General features: G+C 67.5%; 18 protein-coding genes. 10 read left to right on the top strand and 8 right to left on the bottom strand.

Annotation, left to right across the window (positions count from 1 at the left end; genetic code table 11):
* Positions 1–74: 74 nt before the first annotated feature.
* From ABQE89_RS20810 to ABQE89_RS20800, 3 genes are read right to left on the bottom strand one after another with little or no spacing between them, the layout of a single operon-like run.
* Positions 75–479 carry a Rieske (2Fe-2S) protein gene (locus ABQE89_RS20810; protein WP_448420109.1) on the bottom strand — a complete coding sequence of 135 codons (405 nt, stop codon included), beginning with the start codon at positions 477–479 and terminating at the stop codon, positions 75–77.
* A gap of 1 nt (position 480) precedes the next feature.
* Complete coding sequence (locus ABQE89_RS20805; RefSeq protein ID WP_448420107.1) at positions 481–1,623, bottom strand: amidohydrolase family protein; 1,143 nt, start codon at positions 1,621–1,623, stop codon at positions 481–483.
* Between the two features lie 31 nt (positions 1,624–1,654).
* Positions 1,655–2,758: an amidohydrolase family protein gene (locus ABQE89_RS20800; RefSeq protein ID WP_448420105.1), complete on the bottom strand. Its 1,104-nt coding sequence runs from the start codon at positions 2,756–2,758 to the stop codon at positions 1,655–1,657.
* A gap of 288 nt (positions 2,759–3,046) precedes the next feature.
* On the opposite strand from ABQE89_RS20800, the gene ABQE89_RS20795 reads away from it, so the two are divergent.
* From ABQE89_RS20795 to ABQE89_RS20755, 9 genes are read left to right on the top strand one after another with little or no spacing between them, the layout of a single operon-like run.
* A complete protein-coding gene (locus ABQE89_RS20795) occupies positions 3,047–4,054 on the top strand; it encodes an acyl-CoA dehydrogenase family protein (RefSeq protein ID WP_448420103.1) in 1,008 nt (335 codons plus the stop codon).
* On the top strand, positions 4,038–5,225 hold the full coding sequence (locus ABQE89_RS20790; RefSeq protein ID WP_448420101.1) for an acyl-CoA dehydrogenase family protein: 1,188 nt from the start codon (positions 4,038–4,040) through the stop codon (positions 5,223–5,225). The genes ABQE89_RS20795 and ABQE89_RS20790 overlap by 17 nt, the downstream gene beginning before the upstream one ends.
* Positions 5,222–5,998, top strand: coding sequence for an enoyl-CoA hydratase/isomerase family protein (locus ABQE89_RS20785; RefSeq protein ID WP_448420295.1), 777 nt, complete (start codon positions 5,222–5,224; stop codon positions 5,996–5,998). The genes ABQE89_RS20790 and ABQE89_RS20785 overlap by 4 nt, the downstream gene beginning before the upstream one ends.
* A 20-nt stretch (positions 5,999–6,018) precedes the next feature.
* Positions 6,019–6,795 carry an SDR family NAD(P)-dependent oxidoreductase gene (locus ABQE89_RS20780; protein WP_448420293.1) on the top strand — a complete coding sequence of 259 codons (777 nt, stop codon included), beginning with the start codon at positions 6,019–6,021 and terminating at the stop codon, positions 6,793–6,795.
* Complete coding sequence (locus tag ABQE89_RS20775; protein ID WP_448420099.1) at positions 6,795–7,922, top strand: LLM class flavin-dependent oxidoreductase; 1,128 nt, start codon at positions 6,795–6,797, stop codon at positions 7,920–7,922. Before ABQE89_RS20780 ends, ABQE89_RS20775 begins: the two co-directional genes overlap by 1 nt.
* Positions 7,919–9,091 carry a sulfotransferase family protein gene (locus tag ABQE89_RS20770; protein WP_448420097.1) on the top strand — a complete coding sequence of 391 codons (1,173 nt, stop codon included), beginning with the start codon at positions 7,919–7,921 and terminating at the stop codon, positions 9,089–9,091. Before ABQE89_RS20775 ends, ABQE89_RS20770 begins: the two co-directional genes overlap by 4 nt.
* Before the next feature lie 43 nt (positions 9,092–9,134).
* The gene (locus ABQE89_RS20765; RefSeq protein ID WP_448420095.1) at positions 9,135–9,863 is read left to right on the top strand and encodes a sugar phosphate isomerase/epimerase family protein; all 729 of its coding nucleotides are present in this window, start codon (positions 9,135–9,137) and stop codon (positions 9,861–9,863) included.
* An 8-nt stretch (positions 9,864–9,871) separates the two neighbouring features.
* Positions 9,872–11,080: a DUF1214 domain-containing protein gene (locus ABQE89_RS20760; RefSeq protein WP_448420093.1), complete on the top strand. Its 1,209-nt coding sequence runs from the start codon at positions 9,872–9,874 to the stop codon at positions 11,078–11,080.
* A gap of 18 nt (positions 11,081–11,098) precedes the next feature.
* Positions 11,099–12,460: an amidase family protein gene (locus ABQE89_RS20755; protein WP_448420091.1), complete on the top strand. Its 1,362-nt coding sequence runs from the start codon at positions 11,099–11,101 to the stop codon at positions 12,458–12,460.
* A 5-nt stretch (positions 12,461–12,465) separates the two neighbouring features.
* On the opposite strand, the gene ABQE89_RS20750 is transcribed toward ABQE89_RS20755, so the two are convergent.
* Genes ABQE89_RS20750 through ABQE89_RS20730 form a run of 5 tightly spaced genes read right to left on the bottom strand, consistent with a single transcriptional unit; the run spans position 12,466 to position 16,196 of the window.
* Positions 12,466–12,939, bottom strand: coding sequence for a hypothetical protein (locus ABQE89_RS20750; RefSeq protein ID WP_448420089.1), 474 nt, complete (start codon positions 12,937–12,939; stop codon positions 12,466–12,468).
* A gap of 32 nt (positions 12,940–12,971) precedes the next feature.
* Positions 12,972–14,345, bottom strand: coding sequence for a cytochrome P450 (locus tag ABQE89_RS20745; RefSeq protein WP_448420087.1), 1,374 nt, complete (start codon positions 14,343–14,345; stop codon positions 12,972–12,974).
* Between the two features lie 43 nt (positions 14,346–14,388).
* Positions 14,389–14,583 (bottom strand): ferredoxin, encoded by a 195-nt coding sequence (locus ABQE89_RS20740; RefSeq protein ID WP_448420085.1) that lies wholly within the window; start codon positions 14,581–14,583, stop codon positions 14,389–14,391.
* Positions 14,584–14,607: 24 nt separating this feature from the next.
* Positions 14,608–15,468 carry a mycofactocin-coupled SDR family oxidoreductase gene (locus ABQE89_RS20735; protein ID WP_448420083.1) on the bottom strand — a complete coding sequence of 287 codons (861 nt, stop codon included), beginning with the start codon at positions 15,466–15,468 and terminating at the stop codon, positions 14,608–14,610.
* Between the two features lie 29 nt (positions 15,469–15,497).
* Positions 15,498–16,196: an SDR family NAD(P)-dependent oxidoreductase gene (locus tag ABQE89_RS20730; protein ID WP_448420081.1), complete on the bottom strand. Its 699-nt coding sequence runs from the start codon at positions 16,194–16,196 to the stop codon at positions 15,498–15,500.
* A 255-nt stretch (positions 16,197–16,451) separates the two neighbouring features.
* Here ABQE89_RS20730 and ABQE89_RS20725 point away from each other — a divergent pair.
* The coding region (locus ABQE89_RS20725; protein WP_448420079.1) for an aldehyde dehydrogenase family protein at positions 16,452–17,953 on the top strand (1,502 nt) is incomplete at its 3' end.

Below are 17,953 nucleotides of genomic sequence, written 5' to 3'. Positions count from 1 at the left end.
AACGTGCGCAAACTGCTGATTTTCCGCGGCGTGTCGTGTTCTAACACGCACGCTCGCGCTGAGAAATGGGGTGTTCATGCCTGGACCAGCACCTCGTTGCCGACCACCCGGACCGGATAGGTTCTGATGCTCCACTCCGGCTTGACGGCGGTGGTACCGGTGGCCAGTTCGAAACCCCACTGGTGCCAGGGGCAATAGATGAATTCGAGGTCGCGGACCATCACCGCGTCGCCGGGTACGTTCTCGTCGACCACGGTGCGTCCCCTGGCGCGACCCGAACACAGCGGACCGCCTTCGTGCGGACAGTAGTTCGCGATCGCGTAGAAGGTGCCGTTGACGTTGTAGACACCGACCCCGTGCCTACCGATGGGGACCAGTTTGTGTGTGCCGGGCGGAATCTCGTCGACGGTGGCAACGACGTGCTCCCGCCCCTGCGCCAATCTTTTCGGAACGGCCGGGGGCGTGTTCTTCTCGTCCAACTCAGAACACCCGCACCTGGCCCTCGAGGGCCGGAACCGTCTCGGGCAGATGATAGGTCGCGATGCCGTTGCGGAACATCACCGCTTCGCGGGCATGTTCGGGCAGGTGCTTGACCAGCCAGCGCGGATCGTCGAAGGTCCAGTGCGGGTAATCGCTGCTGTAGAGCAGGATCTTCTCGCACTCCATCCACTCGAACGCCCGGGTCAGTTCGGTCTTGTCCTCGGGGTAGTCCAGCGGTTGGGTGGTGAACTTGATGTGGTCCTTGACGTATTCGGAGGGCTTGCGCTTGATGTCCACCCACGACTTGCGGGCCTCATAGATCGCGTCCATCCGCCACATCAGCGGCAGGATCCAGGTGAACGCGTGCTCCACCAACACGATTCGCAGCGTCGGGAAGCGGTCGAAGACGCCGTCGAAGACCAGGCTCATCACCTGGTTGGCCGCCAGTAGCGAGTAGGTGACCATGAAATCGTGGTTGTAGCTGGGGAAACCTACCGGCGGGATCGGCAGTTCTTCGTGGTGGCTGCGCGACAGGTGACAGCTCACGGTGATGTCGTGTTTGGTCGCGGCCTCCCAGATCGGGTCGTACTTCGGGTCGCCCCACGCGGGACGCGGCTCGGCCTTGATGAGCACCTGGGCCATGTACGGATGGCCCGCCCAGCGCTCGATCTCGCGCGCGGAGTCCTCGGGCGCCTCGATCGCGGCGCAGATCGATCCGCGCCAACGCTCGTGCCAGTTGTTGTGGCTGTCCAGCCAGTGGTTGGCCTGCCATTCGTTGAGCGCGACGCTCATCGCGTGGTTGACCTCGGGGAAGCGCGCCGGATAGGCGGCGGGCTCGAGGATCGCGATGTCCGCGCCGGCCTCCATGATCAGCTGCTTGAACGCCAGGTCGGGGTCGCTGCCGGCGAACTCGCCGTCGGCCGGGAAGGTATCCACCCGCATCGCGTAGGCGTGCGCGTAGTCCGGTGCGTCGTAGTAGATCTGGTCGCCGATGCGGCGCGGCAGGAAATACTTGCTGCGCCACGGTTCGGGGATGTACTGCGCGAGCACCCCACTTTTGGGTACCGGGTGCACATCGGAGTCGACGCAGCGCACCGCGATGCGCTCGGCGGCGGGCTTTCGCTCTGTCACTGTCACGGTCATCGTGGTTCTCCCTTGATCGCCAAGTCTTCTACTACTGTGCGCCGACTGCGGCCCCGACGTCTATGCCATACAACTCCGCGGCGTTTCGCCAGCACAGTTTGTCGCGTTGTTCGGGGGAGTACGACGCGGGCACCGTGAGCTCGTTGAGTTGCCAGTGCGGATAGCTCGAGCCGTACATCACCATGTCGTCCTTGCCCGTGAAGCCGAACCACTCGCCGGCGAACTCGACATCCCCCGGCCCGTCCATCGCGCCCTGCACGAAGTAGGTGTGTCCGGGCAGGTAGTCGCTCGGCATCCGGGGCGCCCACGGCGTCTGCTCGAGATGCGGGCGGCCGAAGCAGTCCATCCGCCAGATGAACGGCGTCAACAGGTCCGCGGCGCCGTCGGCCCAGACGAACTTCAACGTCGGCATCCGTTCGAATACCCCTTCGACGATGAGGTTCATCAGGTGGTACAGGTAATTCAGCGCCATGAAGCTGACGTAGTTCTCATATGTCCGGGGCACTCCAGACGGCGTCGGCGCGAACGACACACCCGCGCCCACCTCGATGTGCACCGATACCGGAAGGTTCGCCTCGACGGCGGCCTCCCACAGCGGCCAGTACTGGGGCTTGCCGTAGAGCTCGCGCGACTGCAGCGGGATGCCGATCTGCACCACCCGCGGATGATCCTTGTACCTGGCGATCTCCCGCAGGGCGCCCGCGACGTCGTCGGGGTTGACCCTGATGGTGCCCCGGTACCGCTCGGCGTACGGATTGTCCTGCAGCCAGCGCGACACCAACATCTCGTTGTGGGCCGCCGCGATCGCGGTGCCCAGATGGCGGTCAGGCATGATGCCCCTGGTCATCGGGTGCAGAACCGCGAAATCCACGCCGCGGTCCTCGAACAGGTGCGCGCCGACGACGTCGGGGTCCGAGCCCGGATACTGCCGGTCGGGCCCCTCGGTCCTCGGGGCGTATTCACCACCGGGCGCGCCGTACCAGTCCATCTCGTAGTCCGGGAACCCGCGGCTCTTGAACGGCTCGCGCAAGAAGCTGCGCATGTCTTTGTTGTTCTTCGTGAAGATGTGCACGCTGGCATCGACAAGGGGCGTGCCGACGGGTTTGCCGGGCTGGGCCCCGTCCGGGTGTTGCATCAAGGCTGTCCTCCGATGTCATCCGTCGAGGGCGGGCGCAGGGGTCGCGCCCGGCGACGCCGGACATCCCCAGTGTAAAGCGTTGTTCTTCAATCGCAAGAATCTAGTTCTCAACAAATCGCTTACTTTCTCCCAGGTCAGCGAGTGCACTGGTCAACCCCTCGATGCGGCCGCCCCGGAACCCACTAGTCAATTACAGAGAACGGATACCGCAACAAACGAGAATGTTATTCTCGTGGCACCCACGCGTTGGGATTGCCTGCGCGTCGCACGTCCCCGGGAGGCCTGGTGTTACTCGAGTTCGACGCCGACCAGCGGCTATGGCAGGAAACCGTGCGGGACGCGGTGTCCAAGCAATGTCCGGCGACGCTGGTGCGCAGCATCGCCGAGGACGGCGCCGACCCCGATCCGCTGTGGAAGACCTACCTCGACGCGGGCTGGACGGAACTGACCGACCCGGAGAACACCGTCGAGTTGGCGATCGCGCTCGAGGAGTTGGGCCGGGCCACCGATCCGACGCCGTTTCTCGCGACGATGTCGCAGTACGCCCCGCTCGTCGGCGACCGGTTCGAACCGCAGCAGGCGGGCACCGCGATCTTCGGCGGGGTGGCGGCGCACCGCGACGCCGACGGTTGGGTGCTGCACGGCACCGCCCAGCACGTGCTCGACGGTGACCGCGCCGAACGATTCGCCGTCGTCACCGATGCGGGCGTGTTCGTCGTCGACGCAGGCCAGGTGGCCGCCCGGCGCACCCCGGTCTTCGACCCCGTGCTGCACATCGCCGAGGTGTCGTTGGTCGACGTGCACGTGCCGGACACCGACCGGGTGAAGACCGATGCCGAAGGGGCCCGCCATCTGGCGCTGACCGGCATGGCGATCAGTACCGTCGGGGCCTGTCAGCGGATCCTCGACCTGGTGCTCGAGCACGTCAAACAACGCCAGCAGTTCGGCGTGCCGATCGGTTCGTTTCAGGCGGTGCAGCACAAGGCCGTCGACATGCACGTCGCCATCGAACGCGCGCGTGCGCTGTCCTATTTCGCCGCCCTCACGATCGCCGAGGACGACCCGCGCAGACGCCTTGCGGCCGCGATGGCCAAGGCATCGGCGGGGGAGTGCCAGGCGCTGGTGTTCCGCCACGGCCTGCAACTGTTCGGCGCGATGGGCTTCACATGGGAGAACGACGTCCAGTTCGCGCTGAAACGGGCCAAAGCCGGTGACCTGTTGTTGGGCGGTGCGGCCGACCACCGCGCGATGATCGCCGCGGAGTTCAGGGGTTTCGATGCAGCTGACTTTTGATTCCGACGTCGAGGAGTTCCGTGCCGAATTCGCGGCGTTCCTCGACGAGAACCTGCCGCCGGAGGCCGCCACCCAGGAGCGGCCGCGGTCGGTGTCACACATGCCGCAGTGGGCGCGTGATTGGCAGCGGTTGCTGTTCGACAATGGTTGGTTGCTGCCCGCCCAGCCCCCGGAGTTCGGCGGCCGCAACGCCACGGTGCTGCAACAGTTCGTGCACCTCGACGAGCTGTGCCGACGCCGCATCTACCACAGCTTCAACCCGCAGGGCGTCAACATCGTTGCCGCGTCGCTGATTTCGTTCGGCTCCGACGAGCAGAAGCAGCGCTGGGCGGTGCCGGTGCTCAAGGGTGAATTGACTGCGTCGCTGGGCATGAGCGAGCCCAGCGCCGGATCCGACCTGGCGTCGCTGCGGACGTGCGCGGAGTTGGTCACCGGCGCGGACGGAGACCACTTCGTGGTCAACGGCCAGAAGGTGTGGACATCGGGTGCACACGACGCCGACTACCTTCTGACGTTCGTGCGCACCGATCCGGATGCGCCCAAGCACAAGGGCATCAGTGTGCTGATCGTGCCCACCGACACCCCGGGCGTGGTGTGTCGGCCGTTCGCCGACATGTGCGGTCAGGACAACCTCGACTTCAACGAGGTCTTCTTCACCGACGCCCGGGTGCCGGCGGAAAACCTCGTCGGACCCCTCAACGGCGGCTGGGGGGTGGCCAACGGCTCACTGGGACACGAGCGCACGATGATGTGGCTGGGTTTTGCCGACCGGATCGACAACATGATCGCCGACTTCCGGCCGCGCACCGACGTCGAACGCGACCAGTACGCCACCACGATCATGGACTACCAGGCGTTGCGGGCGATGGGGTCCGCGGCGCTGGCGCGCGCGGCGCGCGGTGAGATGGACACCGCCTCGGTGTCGGTGCTCAAGCTGTTCGGCTCGGAGGCCGAGCGCCAGGCGATGGAGAACGCACTGGCCGCAGCGGGCGCCGACGGGCTGAATCATCCCGCGCTGACCGGACCCTACGAACACATGAACCTCGACCACTACTACGCGAGCTGGTTCGAGCGCTACGCCCGCAGTTTCGGCGGCACCATCGCCGGCGGCACCTCGGAGATCCAGCGCAACATCATCGCCCAACAGGTGCTCGGTCTGCCGCGGCGCTGACTGTGACCCGAACACTGCGCACCGAGCGCCCGCACACCGGCGTGGTGGTGCTGCGGCTCAACCGGCCCGCTCAGCTCAACGCCATCAACGAACAGATGCGCGACGAGCTGATCGACACCCTCGGTGCCGTCGGCGCCGACGGTTCGGTCAACGCGGTCGTGCTGACCGGGCAGGGCCGCGGATTCTGCTCGGGCATCGACGTGCGCGATTTCGGGCCCGCAACGGTCGAGGCGTCGGCGCCCGCAGCGGATCGACTGCGATTTCAGCAGGCGATGGCCGCACTGCCCCAGGCGATCTGGGATCTGCCGCAGCCGGTGATCGCGGCGGTGAACGGGCCCTGCGTGGGCGCGGGTTTCGCGCTGTGCCTGGCCGCCGACATCCGGATCTGCTCGGCGGCGGCCACCTTCGGCAACGGCGCCATCCTGCTCGGCTTGTCCGGGGCGGAGATGGGCATGAGCTACCACCTGCCGCGCATCGTGGGCACCAGCGTGGCCGCCGACTGGATGATGACGGGGCGCACGGTGTCGGCGGCGGAAGCCGATCGGCGCGGTCTGGTGAGCGAACTCGTCGAACCCCACCACCTCGAGCGGCGGGCGTTGGAACTGGCCGGCGCCATCGCGGGCCTGCCCGCATTCGGTGTGCAGTTGACCAAGCGGGCCCTGCAGGTGAACACCGACGCCGCGGGACTGGGCCCCGCGCTGGAGTTGGAGAACCGCAACCAGGTGCTCAGCCACGCCACCGAAGAGGCTGCGGCCAGGTGGCGGCGCCGCTGAGCCCCGACGAAAGGACGACGATGTCCTGTGACGGCAAGGTCGCCCTGGTGACCGGCAGCAGCCGGGGACTGGGCAAGGCGATCGCGCAGCGGCTGGCCCAAGACGGTGCGACGGTCGCGCTCACCGCGCGCACCATGGAGCCGGACCCGAAATATCAAGGCTCGCTTCGGCAGACGCTCGACGAGATCCACGACGCTGGTGGATCGGCGATCGCGATCGGTGCCGACCTGTCCAGGCCCGAGGAGCGCGAACGGCTCTTCGCCGACGTCGCGGCCAGGGTCGGCGCGCCGGACATCCTGGTCAACAACGCCGCCGTGACGTTCCTGCGGCCGCTCGACGAGTTCCCCGACCGGCGGGTGCGGCTGATGATGGAGATGCACGTGATGGCCCCGCTGCATCTGACACAACTGGCGATCCCGGCGATGCGGGAGCGTGGCCGTGGCTGGGTGCTCAACGTGACCTCGGTGGGCGGGGACCTGCCGGACGGCCCGCCGTTCTCCGACTTCGACCGCAGCGCCGGGTTCGGCGTCTACGGCACGGTGAAGGCGGCGCTGAACCGCTTGACCAAAAGCCTTGCCGCCGAACTCTACGACGACGGGATCGCGGTGAACGCCGCGGCGCCGTCCAACCCCGTCGCCACCCCGGGCGCGGGCACACTGGACCTGGCCAAGACCGACACCGAGGACATCTCACTGATCACCGAGACGGCGTTGGTGCTCTGCACCGGCGATCCGAAGACGCTGACCGGGCGCGTCGCCCACACCCAGCCCTTCCTGCGTGAGATCGGCCGGCTTTAGTGCGAGTCCAACCCGCCGCCTATCTGCGCACCACCCTGCCGCTGGACCTGTCCCGGCTGGACGACCTCGACAGCGGTCGCTACCACTCGATCTGGCTGCCCGACCACATGGTCAGCTTTTGGCCGGACTCGATATGGACGCCTGAATTCACCGATCTGGCAACGGTTTCGCCCTCACCGCACCGTCACCTCGACGCCATGGCGGTCGCGGCCGCGGCCGCGGTGCTGACGAAGAACGTGCCGCTGGTGACCAGCGTGGTCGACACGGTGCGCAGGCATCCGGCACTGCTGGCCCAGGGCGCGCTGACCATCGACCACCTGGCCCGCGGGCGGTTCGTCCTCGGCCTCGGCAGCGGCGAGACCGAGAACACCGTGCCCTACGGCTTCGACTTCGCCAGGCCCGTCAGCCGGTTGGCGGAGGCGCTCGAGGTCATCCGGTTGCTCTGGGACAGCGAGGGGCCCGTCGACTTCGACGGACGGTTCTACCGCCTGCGCGGGGCCCGACTCGACACCGAACCCTACGAAGGCAGACCGCCACAGATCTGGCTGGCCGGAAGTGGGCCGCGCACACTGGAACTGGTCGGCCGCTACGCCGACGGGTGGTGGCCGACCGGGGCGTGGACGCCCGAGGACTACGCCGAAAAGCTCACCGCGGTGCGGGCATCGGCGGACCGGGCCGGCCGCGACCCGATGGCGATCACGCCGTGCTACATCCAGGTGTGCCTGATCGCGCGCGACGACGCGGAACTCGCCGAGATACTGCAGGCGCCGCTGGTCAAGGCGTTTCTGTTGCAGGTGTCGGCCGAACTGCTGCGCGACCTCGGCCACGAGCACCCGATGGGGGAGAACTGGCGCGGATACCAGGACATCGACCCGACGGTGCTGACCCGCGAGCGCATCGTGGACTTCCTCGACCGGGTCGAACCCGAGGCCATCCTCGCCGTCGTCCCGCACGGCACGCCGGCACAGGTGGCGCGCGTGGTCGCCGAATACGTCGAAGCCGGCCTGCGGGTACCCAAGATCCTCGATTATGGCGGGATGGCGGGACTTTCATACTCCGCGGCGTCGGCCGAACACGTGCGCAGCGCCGAAGACGAATTGCTGCGACTGTGCGGTGACGTGCGATGACCAAAGATCTGAACGCCGCGGACATGTTGGCCCTGGCCGAGTCCGAGACCGGTCTGCGCGACTACGGCGATCCGTCCCTTCCGCAGCGGTTCGCGCTGACCGTCGATCATCTCAACGGCCTCGGGATGGACGCCGAGGGCAGGCGGCGCGCCGCCGAGGTGTGTCACTGGCTGCTCACGTCGCGTCTGGAGTTCGTCGAGGACCGCAGGCGATACCCGGTCGGCGACGAGATCATCGAGCGGCCGATGTTCGTCACCGGTGAACCGCGGTCGGGCACCACGCTGATGCACGCGCTGATGTCGGTCGATCCGGCCGCGAGGGCGCTACGGTTCTGGGAGGTGATGTACCCCTCGCCGCCACCGGGCACTGTTGCGTCGCATGACGATCCGCGCCGCGCCCGTGCCGACGCCGACTGGCACGAGATCAACGCCAAACTACCGAAATGGCTGCACAGCCATCCCTACAACGACATGCTCGGTGACGGCCTGCCCGAAGACGAACGCACCTGGGCGTTCGACTTCCGGGCGCTCACCCCGACCGCGTGGTGGCGGGTGCCGATGCAGACCGTCGTCGGCGGCCTGCCCACCGATGCCGCGGCGCAGTACCGCCTCCACAAGGCGATGCTGCAGCAGTTTCAGTACCGGCGGCCGGCCAGACACTGGGTGCTCAAGGGATTTCACGGATTCCGGCTGCGCGAACTCTTCGAGGCCTACCCCGACGCGAGCCTGATCTGGCTGCACCGCGACCCCGTGCAGGTGGCGGCGTCTCGCACGATGATGATGGCCGACATCCTCGAAGGCATCGTCGGCCAGGTGGACTTGCGGGCCGCGGCCAAGATGCACCTGGAGTTGACGCGCGAGAGCATCGCCAACACGATGGCCAACCCGTTGGTCGACGATCCCCGGATCATGCACGTGCGCTACACCGACTTCGTCGCCGACCAGGTCGGCACGGTGCGTCGCTACTACGCGTTCCGTGGCCGCGAGTTGTCCGCGCAGGCCGAGGCGGCCATGCGCAGCTATCTGGCGGCCAATCCCGGTGACCGGCACGGCAAGTTCCGGTACTCGACCACGTTGCTGACCGACATCGGCGAGGACCTCGACGCCCTGCACGAGGAATTCCGGCCGTTTCGTGAGCGGTTCGGCGTCGAGCGCGAGAACCGGAACTGAGGTCGAGGTGCACCGGCGGCTCTCGGTCCACAGCGTGACGTTCATGGGCGCCACACCGGCGCAACTGCATTCGTCTTGGCAGGCACTCGGCCTGACGCGGCTGAGCCTGATCGACACGCAGGTCATCGAACCGGAACTGGCGCGCATCGTCGCCGACAACGACTACACGGTCGACACGGTCTACCACCTGTTCGCCGGCGCCGGCGGGCTGTGCCGCGTCATCGACGCCGCCGCGGCCATGGGCGCCGACACCATCTACATGCTGACCGGCGGCCGCGGCGACCTGAACTGGGAACGGGCCGCCGAACGGTTCTGCGCGGCGGTCGGCCCGGGCGCGCAACACGCCGAGCGAAGCGGCGTGGCGCTGGCGATCGAGAACGCCTCCCCGCTCTACGCCGACCTCCACATCGCACACACCCTGCGCGACACGATCACGCTCGCCGAAATGGCCGACCTGGGGATCTGCATCGACCTGTTTCACTGCTGGGCCGAGGCCGGCCTCGCCGATCTGGTCGCACGGGCGCTGCCGCGCACCCGTCAGATCCAGCTCAGCGACTACGTGCTCGGTGACCGAGCGCTGCCCGCGCGCGCCGTTCCCGGCGACGGCGCGATCCCGATCGAGCCGTTCGTCGCGCAGGTCCTCGACGGCGGCTACCCGCACGGTTTCGATCTCGAGTTGATCGGTCCGCGCATCGAGCGCGAGGGCGCCTTCGAGGCGGCGCGTCGCGCGGGTGCGACGATCACGGCACTGTTGCACAGGCTCAACGCGTAGGGGAGCGGATGGCATTCGGGGACGGCCCACATGACGCGGCCCTGCACGCCGCGTGGAACGCGTTCTGCGACCGGCTGAAGGCGGCGGGCGAGCAGGTGTTCAAAGACCACAACCCCGCCTCCGGACTGCACCGCGCCGACGGGTTCCGGTTCCTCACCCAGAACCTCGGCCAGGCCTTCGATCTGGCGCTGGAGACCCGCGACACCCGTTACCCGCTGATCCACACCTTCTGTAATCCGACGCGAAAACTCGGTGGTGACTGCGCGGACTTCGTCTACCAGCAGGCGTGGATCGACGGCGCCAGCACATACCGGGTCGTCGGGGAACGCGGCACCGCGCGCTTTCTCAACATCACCGTGCAGGGGCCGCGGCGCGACGGGCCCGGGGTGCTGCACGAGCCATTCGGCGACATCCCCGAGGCGAACCTGTCCGGCGATGTGCTGGTCACCGAACCCGACGGTTCTTTCGAGATCTTCGTCGGCGGACCGCCGCGCGACGCCAACTGGCTGCCGACCACCGCCGGTTCCCGCAAGCTGTTCTTCCGGCAGGGCTTCGATTCCTGGGCCGAGCGGCCCGCGCGCATGCGCATCGAACGGGTCGACATGGACGCGCCCAAGCCGGCGCCGACGCCGGCATCACTGATCGAGGCGATGGACTGGGCGGGTGACTTCGTGGCCGGCCTGATGGCCGACTGGCCCGAATTCCCGTTCGGGCACGGCGGCGTCGACGCCGAGAACCCCAACCGCTTCCCCGATCTGGCGACCAGTGACGCCGACACCAAACGCGGTCGCGCGGCGGTGAACATGCACTGGCAGCTGGCACCCGACGAGGCGCTCGTGGTCGAGTTCGACGCGCACGACGGCCTGTGGTCGGTGACGAACATGGGGCCGTTCTTCACCAGCATGGACTTCCTCTACCGCCCGGTGAGCTACACGCCGAGCCGCACCGCGGTCGACGCCGACGGCAAGGTGCGCCTGGTGCTGTCACACGACGACCCCGGCTGTCACAACTGGCTGGACACCCAGGGCTTCGAACGCGGCAACATCACCTACCGCCACATGCTCGAGGGCCGGCCGGTGCCGCTGCGCACCCGACTGGTCAGCCGGGCTGACCTGGCCGGGGTGTTGCCGCCGGACACCCGAACCGTGACCGCCGACGAGCGGATCGCGCAGATGTGGGCCCGGTTCAACGGGATCCGGCAACGCTACGATCTGTGAGACGGCTACGGTCCGAGCATGTCCGATATCGCCCTGCAGCCCGCCCACGTCCTCGCCGACGCCATCCGGCGTCGCGAGGTGTCCAGCCGCGAGTTGCTCGAACACCACCTTGCCCGGGTCGAGCGGCTCAACCCGGCGCTGAACGCCGTCGTGACGCTGGATCCCGACGGCGCGCGCGAGGCCGCCGAGGCAGCCGACGAGGCGCTGGCCCGCGGTGCGGGCGTCGGTGCGCTGCACGGCGTGCCGATGACGATCAAGGACACCTACCAGACCGCCCGTATGCGTACCACCTGCGGGCACCCCGGGTGGGACCACGTGCCCGAGCACGACGCCGAGGCGGTGCGGCGGATCCGGGCTGCGGGCGCGGTGATCTTCGGTAAGACCAACTCCCCGTCCCACGCCGCCGACTGGCAGACCTTCAACTCGATCTTCGGCACCACCAACAACCCGTGGGACACCACGCGCTCACCGGGCGGGTCGTCCGGCGGCGCGGCCGCCGCGCTCGCCACCGGCATGACCCCGCTCGAACTCGGCAGCGATCTCGCGGGATCCATTCGGTTGCCCGCGAACTGGTGCGGCGTGTCCGGCCACAAGCCGAGCTGGGGGATCGTGCCGCAGCGCGGTCACCTGCCGCCGCCGCCGGGCGCGCTGACCGAAAGCGATCTCGGGGTGATGGGCCCGATGGCACGCACCGTGGCCGATCTGGAACTGGCGCTCGACATCCTCGCGGGACCCTCGGAGCTGTCCGCCGTCGGCTGGCGACTCGAACTGCCCGCCGCGCGCGCGACGACGCTGCCGCGGATGCGGTTGGCGACATGGCTCGACGACCCGGCGTTCCCGGTGCAGGCCGACGTGCGCTCGGTGCTGGAATCGGCTCTCGCCGCACTGGTCGACGCCGGTGCGCACGTCGTCGACGCGGCGCCGCCCACCAAACTGGAGGAGACCGTCGGGCTGCACCAGGTGCTGCTGCACCCGCTGATGGACACCGCGTCGAACATGACTCACCGGCAGTGGTTGTCGGCCAACGAACGCCGCCAGCAGTTACGCGTCAAGATGGCCGACTATTTTCGCGACGTCGACGCGCTGCTGATGCCGGTCGCCGTCGTGCCCGCGGTCACACACGACCACAGCGAGCCGTTCAGCGACCGGGCCCTCCCGCACGGCGACGAAACCCGCTCCTACATCGACCTTTTCGGATGGGTCGGGCTCGCGACGGTGGCCTACCTACCCGCCACGGTGGTTCCCGTCGGCCGTACTGTGGACGGCCTGCCGGTCGGCGTGCAGATCGTCGGACCTTACCTCGAGGACCGCACCACCCTGGCCGTGGCGCGCGCGGTCGAGCAGGTGCTCGGCGGGTTCGTCGCGCCGCCGGGCGTCTGATCCGGCTACAGCCGCTGCAGCAGGAACGTCCAGAACTGGGTGCCTGGCGGGCCGTTGAAGCAGCCGACGTCGTAGACCGATTCGATCGTTCCGGCGAGCGAGACCTCGTTCCACCGATAGGTCTCGCGGGTGGGCATCACATGGCCGGGGCACTGCAATCCGTCGGGCACGTCGACGGTCAGCGTGTACTCGCCGTCCTTCAGATATGCCCAGCCCTCGTAGTATGCGTAGAACTTCAGCCGTGGGCGCGCGTTGATCGACATGCAGTCGGGATGCTTGTCCGGATAGCAGGGCGTGACGAACCAGACCCAGGAGGCCCGGTTGTACCTGTTGGTCTGCAGGTCGTAGTTGCCCATCTGCATCACGGCCTCGGCGGGCGGGGCGACCAGCGTCGCGGCCGCGGCCAGCGCAATCGCCGCGATCACCGCCTTCAGGGGATTCACCAGTGTCCCTCCGTTCGGTCTCACCCTCTGCTGCATCAAACCATCCGGCACCGACGCCGGCCGGGGTTTCAGTCGATGACGGCCGCTTCCTTGCGTTCGGTGATCGGGCGCGCGAGTTCCTGTTCGTCGCAGATCCGTTGGAGTTTGTCCAGCGTCTCGTCCAGGCCCGGACCGAGTCGGGGACCCGGAGTGAAGGCGGCGGGCAGGTGCTGCATGCCCTGGATGACGCCGATGGTCTCGTAGTGCACGGTGCCTGCGGGGTCGCACACGTAGTCGGGCATCCGGTCGAGCACCGCGGTCAGCATCGACTTGAACACCGTGCGTGCGACGTTGGACCCCACGCAGCGGTGCACCCCGATGCCGAAGCTGAAGTGCCGGTTGCCCTTACGGTCCAGTACCACCTTGTTGGGCTCGGGGAAGACGGTCGCGTCACGGTTGGCCATCGCCCACGAGATCCACAGCCGCTCACCTTCTTTGAAGCGAGTGCCGTCGAACTCCACATCGGCGGAGAAGGTGCGCCCGTCGCCCGGTGCGGGGGTGAAGAACCGCAGGAATTCCTCGGTCGCGGCGTGCAGCAGGCTGGCGCGCTGGGTGCTGAGACGGTCACGCTCGTCGGGGTGCTCGCCGAGCCATTCGAGCGCATGTGCGGTGAGCGCGGTGGTGGTGTCGAATCCGCCGCCGATGATGAGCCCGAGGTTTCCGAGGATCTCCATGTCGGGTGCGGGTTCCCCGTCGATGCGCAACTGCATCAGCGCGTTCACCAGTCCCGGCCGCGGATTGTCGCGGATCTCCATCATGTTGTTGATGAGATCGATGCCCATCTCGCGGTGCTGGGCGTTGATCTTCTCCCGGTCGGGGGAGTGCTCGGGGGTGTAGACCGAGGCGTGCGTGGGCTCGCTGTAGAGGTTCCATTTCTTCAGTTCGATGCCCATCATCGCCAGCGTGAACACCGCGGGCACGACGTTGGCCAGATGGTCGACGAAGTCGATCTGTCCGGACTCGATATGGTCATCGATTGCAGCCCTGGTGATCTCGTCGACGAACGGCTCCCACCGCTTGATCGCCGCCGGCGACAGGTAGGGATTCAGCGCCCCGCGATAGGTGCCGTGCTCGGGTTCGTCCATCTCCAGGATGCCGCCGCGGACCGCGGTCGCGCGACTGGCCTTGGGGATGGTGATGCCCTGATACGGCGTCTGGCCGGTCAGGTCGTGATGATTCGACACCGCCGGGCACCGGGCGAGTTCGAAAACGGCCTCGCTGCTCGCCGCGACCCAGTGACCGTTGTAGGTGTCGGTCCAGGCGACCGGGCACTTGGCGTGCATCTCCTCGGTGACCTTCTCGAACTTCTCCCGGTAGTCCGGGGTGTGCCGGTCGAAGTGATACCGATTCTTCTTGCGGTCGCTGTCGTCACTGTCGGCTACGACGTCGTCGACGGTGCTCACGGCCTTTTCTCCCTTGGCTTTCCGTGCTGTCTCGGGTCACTGCTCATTCTTCGATCGAGATCGCCTGCTCGGGGCACGACTGCGCGGCCTCGCGGACCGCATCCTGCTGCTCGGCTGGAACGATTTCGTTCACCGGCGAGGAGGTGCCGTCGATGTCGCTGAGTTCGAAGGAATCCGGGGCGATCATCGCGCACAGCGTGTGCCCCTGGCAGCGTTGCGAGTCGACAAATACCTTCATTTCGGTTCTTCCTCTCCGCCCCGCCTAGACGTGGTAGTCGTACCACTTGAGATAGCCGCCGGCGTCGACGCGCTGCTGGGTGCCGGTGATGTAGCGGGCCTCGTCGGAGGCCAGGAACAGCACCATGTTGCTGATGTCCTCCGGCTCGACCCACGGGATCTTCATGGCCTGCTGGACGTAGAAGACCGGTTCGGCATCGGCCTGGGTCGGCGTCTCCAGGTCGGGCCGGAACGAGCGGTACATCGGTTCGCTCTGCAGCATCGGGGTGTTGGTGTTGGTCGGATGCACGACGTTGGCCCGGATGCCGCGGGGCGCCAACTCGGCGGCCAGGTTGTGGACGTACTGGGACAGTAACCGCTTGGAGTGCAGATACGCCGCGCCGCCCGGGTCGGTGCCGGGATTGTCGTTCTTCGCGACGTCCATCAGTGCCGCGGTGGACCCGGTCGCGACGATCGAGGCGCCTTCGCGCAGGTGCGGAAGCGCGACGTGGATGGCGTTGATGGTGCCGAGCAGGTTGGTGTTCATCACGTCGATCCAGCCCTGCATGTCGCCGGATCCCTTCATGCCCGCGATCCCGGCGGTGGTGACGACGATGTCGAGGTGGCCGAACTGCGAGATGCCTTCCTCGAGCGCGGCTTTCAGCTGGCCCGCCTCGGCCACATCGGCCTGCGCCGTGTACACGCCGCGCCCGGTCTTCTCAACCAGCTTGGCGGTTTCCTCGAGATCCTCCGGCGACGCCATCGGGTAGCCGATCGTCGCGAAGTCGCGGCAGATGTCCACGGCGATGATGTCGGCGCCTTCCTCGGCCAACCGGACCGCGTGACTGCGGCCCTGCCCGCGGCCGGCGCCGGTGACGAACGCGACCTTTCCCTGTACTCGTCCCACTGCAGAGTCCTTTCGTATCTGTTCGATCGCTACGTGTTTCGGCCGCCGTTGACGCCCAAGATCTGGCCGGTGATGTAGCCGGCCTCCTCCGAGACCAGAAACGCGCACGCCGCGGCGATGTCTTCGGGGCGCCCGATGCGACGCACCGGCGTCGAATCGATGCTGGCCTGCACCTCGACGTAACCGCGTTCCTCGGATTTGCGCAGCATCGGTGTGTCGATGAAGCCGGGCGGCACCGCGTTCACGGTGATGCCCGCGGGGCCGAATTCCAGTGCCAGCGATTTGGTCAGACCGTTGACCGCCGACTTGGCCGCCACGTAGGGCGCCATATAGGGCTGGCCCGAATGGGTGCTCGACGAGGAGATGTTGACGATGCGCCCCCAACCGGCCTCGACCATGTCCGGCAGCACCGCCTGGACGCAGTGGAACACACCGTTGAGGTTCACGTCGACCACCCGCTGCCACTCCGCGAACGACAGGTCGGTGAAGCGTTTGAACTTCTCCAGGCCTGCGGCGTTGACCAGCACGGTGACCGGACCGAGCTTGGCGCGCACGGCCGCGAGCGCCTCGTCGACCTGCGCGCGGTCGGTGACGTCCGCGGTGAACGCGAACTCGTCGTCGGAGGCGTTGAGATCCAGCGTCGCGACGTGCATGCCGTCGGCGCGCAGTCGGTGCGCCACCGCCCGACCGATCCCGGAGCCGCCACCGGTCACCACCGCGTTCTTCATGACCGGCCCTCGCTACAACCCATCAAGAATCGTCCTTCCGATTATGAGAACCGTACTCTCGACATGTGCAAAATCGCAAGACAACCCGGGGCTGCGGTTCGCACTGGTGAGACGCTTGCGTGCCGAGTGTCGCACCGTTTGTCGCAGGCAGACGAAGCTTCGTCGGATTTGTTGAGTTCTCGTATGGCGAATGTATGATTCGCCGGTGATGAGAATGAAATTTCCATCACATTCACGCAGGCCTGAGGGAGGACGATGCAGGAAGCACCCACGATCACGGCCGACGGGGCCACCGCCGATCCGGCGGCCCGGCGCGCCGACCGGCGACTGCTGATCGACGGACAACTGGTCGAGACCGAGCGGACGTTTCCCTCCCGCAACCCCGCGACCGACGAGATCCTCGGATACGCGCCCGACGCGACGGTGGCCGATGCCCAGACGGCAGTGGCCGCGGCGCGGCGCGCGTTCGATCAGACCGACTGGGCGACGAACACCGATCTGCGCGTGCGCTGCCTCGAGCAGTTGCATCAGGCGCTGGTCGCTCACCGCGACGAGTTGGCGGCGCTGACCATCGCCGAGGTCGGGGCGACCGAAGCCCTGTGTCAGGGCGCGCAACTGGACTCGCCGATCGAGATCGTGCGCTACTACACCGACCTGTTGAAGAGCTATCCGATGACCGAGGATCTCGGCAACATCGAGAGCCGCGGCATGCTGCACCACCGGTGGGTGGAGAAGGAAGCGGCCGGGGTGGTGGCCGCGATCATCGCCTACAACTATCCGAACCAACTCGCCCTGGCCAAGCTCGCGCCCGCGCTGGCGGCCGGGTGCACCGTCGTGCTCAAGGCCGCGCCCGACACCCCGTTGATCACCTTGGCGCTCGGTGAGCTGATCGCCGATCACACCGACATCCCCGCCGGGGTGGTCAACGTGCTCAGCGGTGCGGACCCCGAGGTGGGTGCCGCGTTGACCACAAGCTCCGACGTCGACATGGTCACCTTCACCGGTTCGACCCCGACCGGTCGCCGGATCATGGCCGCCGCCAGCGAGACGCTCAAGAAGGTGTTCCTCGAACTCGGCGGCAAGTCCGCGGCGATCGTGCTCGACGACGGCGACTTCAACATGGCCGCGCTGTTCACCGCGTTCAGCATGGTGACCCATGCCGGTCAGGGTTGTGCGCTGACCTCGCGGCTGCTGGTACCCCGAAAACACCACGACGAGATCGTCGAGATGGTGAAGAACAACTTCGGGTTGGTGCGCTACGGCGACCCCGCCGACCCCGGCACCTACATGGGGCCGCTGATCAGCGAGAAGCAGCGCGACAAGGTCGACGCCATGGTGAAGCGGGCGGTCGCCGCGGGCGCGACGCTGGTCACCGGCGGTGAGAAGGTCGACCCGGGCTACTTCTACACGCCGACGCTGCTGACCGACGTGGCGCCCGACAGCGAGATCGCCCAGGAGGAGGTGTTCGGCCCGGTCCTTGTGGTCATCGCCTACGACGACGACGACCACGCCGTGCGGATCGCCAACGACTCCATCTACGGCCTGTCCGGCGCGGTGTTCGGCAGCACCGAGCGGGCGCGGGCGGTGGCCCGTCGCATCCGGACCGGGACGTTCTCGCTCAACGGCGGCATGTATTTCGCGCCGGACAGCCCGTTCGGCGGTTACAAGCAATCCGGCATCGGACGCGAGATGGGCGTCGCCGGACTCGAGGAATTCCTGGAGTCCAAGACGTTCGCCGAGGTCGTTCCCGGGGAGCC

This window comes from Mycolicibacterium sp. XJ1819 (assembly GCF_053483675.1).
This window is presented reverse-complemented; position numbering and strand designations above follow the sequence as displayed.

Excerpts from the sequence above, each read along its gene's own strand:
- ABQE89_RS20790 (WP_448420101.1), top strand. The coding sequence starts at position 4,038 with ATGCAGCTGACTTTTGATTCCGACGTCGAGGAGTTCCGTGCCGAATTC.
- ABQE89_RS20765 (WP_448420095.1), top strand. The coding sequence starts at position 9,135 with ATGGGCGCCACACCGGCGCAACTGCATTCGTCTTGGCAGGCACTCGGC.
- ABQE89_RS20770 (WP_448420097.1), top strand. The coding sequence starts at position 7,919 with ATGACCAAAGATCTGAACGCCGCGGACATGTTGGCCCTGGCCGAGTCC.
- ABQE89_RS20750 (WP_448420089.1), bottom strand. The coding sequence starts at position 12,939 with ATGCAGCAGAGGGTGAGACCGAACGGAGGGACACTGGTGAATCCCCTG.
- ABQE89_RS20780 (WP_448420293.1), top strand. The coding sequence starts at position 6,019 with ATGTCCTGTGACGGCAAGGTCGCCCTGGTGACCGGCAGCAGCCGGGGA.
- ABQE89_RS20760 (WP_448420093.1), top strand. The coding sequence starts at position 9,872 with ATGGCATTCGGGGACGGCCCACATGACGCGGCCCTGCACGCCGCGTGG.
- ABQE89_RS20755 (WP_448420091.1), top strand. The coding sequence starts at position 11,099 with ATGTCCGATATCGCCCTGCAGCCCGCCCACGTCCTCGCCGACGCCATC.
- ABQE89_RS20800 (WP_448420105.1), bottom strand. The coding sequence starts at position 2,758 with ATGCAACACCCGGACGGGGCCCAGCCCGGCAAACCCGTCGGCACGCCC.
- ABQE89_RS20730 (WP_448420081.1), bottom strand. The coding sequence starts at position 16,196 with ATGAAGAACGCGGTGGTGACCGGTGGCGGCTCCGGGATCGGTCGGGCG.
- ABQE89_RS20740 (WP_448420085.1), bottom strand. The coding sequence starts at position 14,583 with ATGAAGGTATTTGTCGACTCGCAACGCTGCCAGGGGCACACGCTGTGC.
- ABQE89_RS20805 (WP_448420107.1), bottom strand. The coding sequence starts at position 1,623 with ATGACCGTGACAGTGACAGAGCGAAAGCCCGCCGCCGAGCGCATCGCG.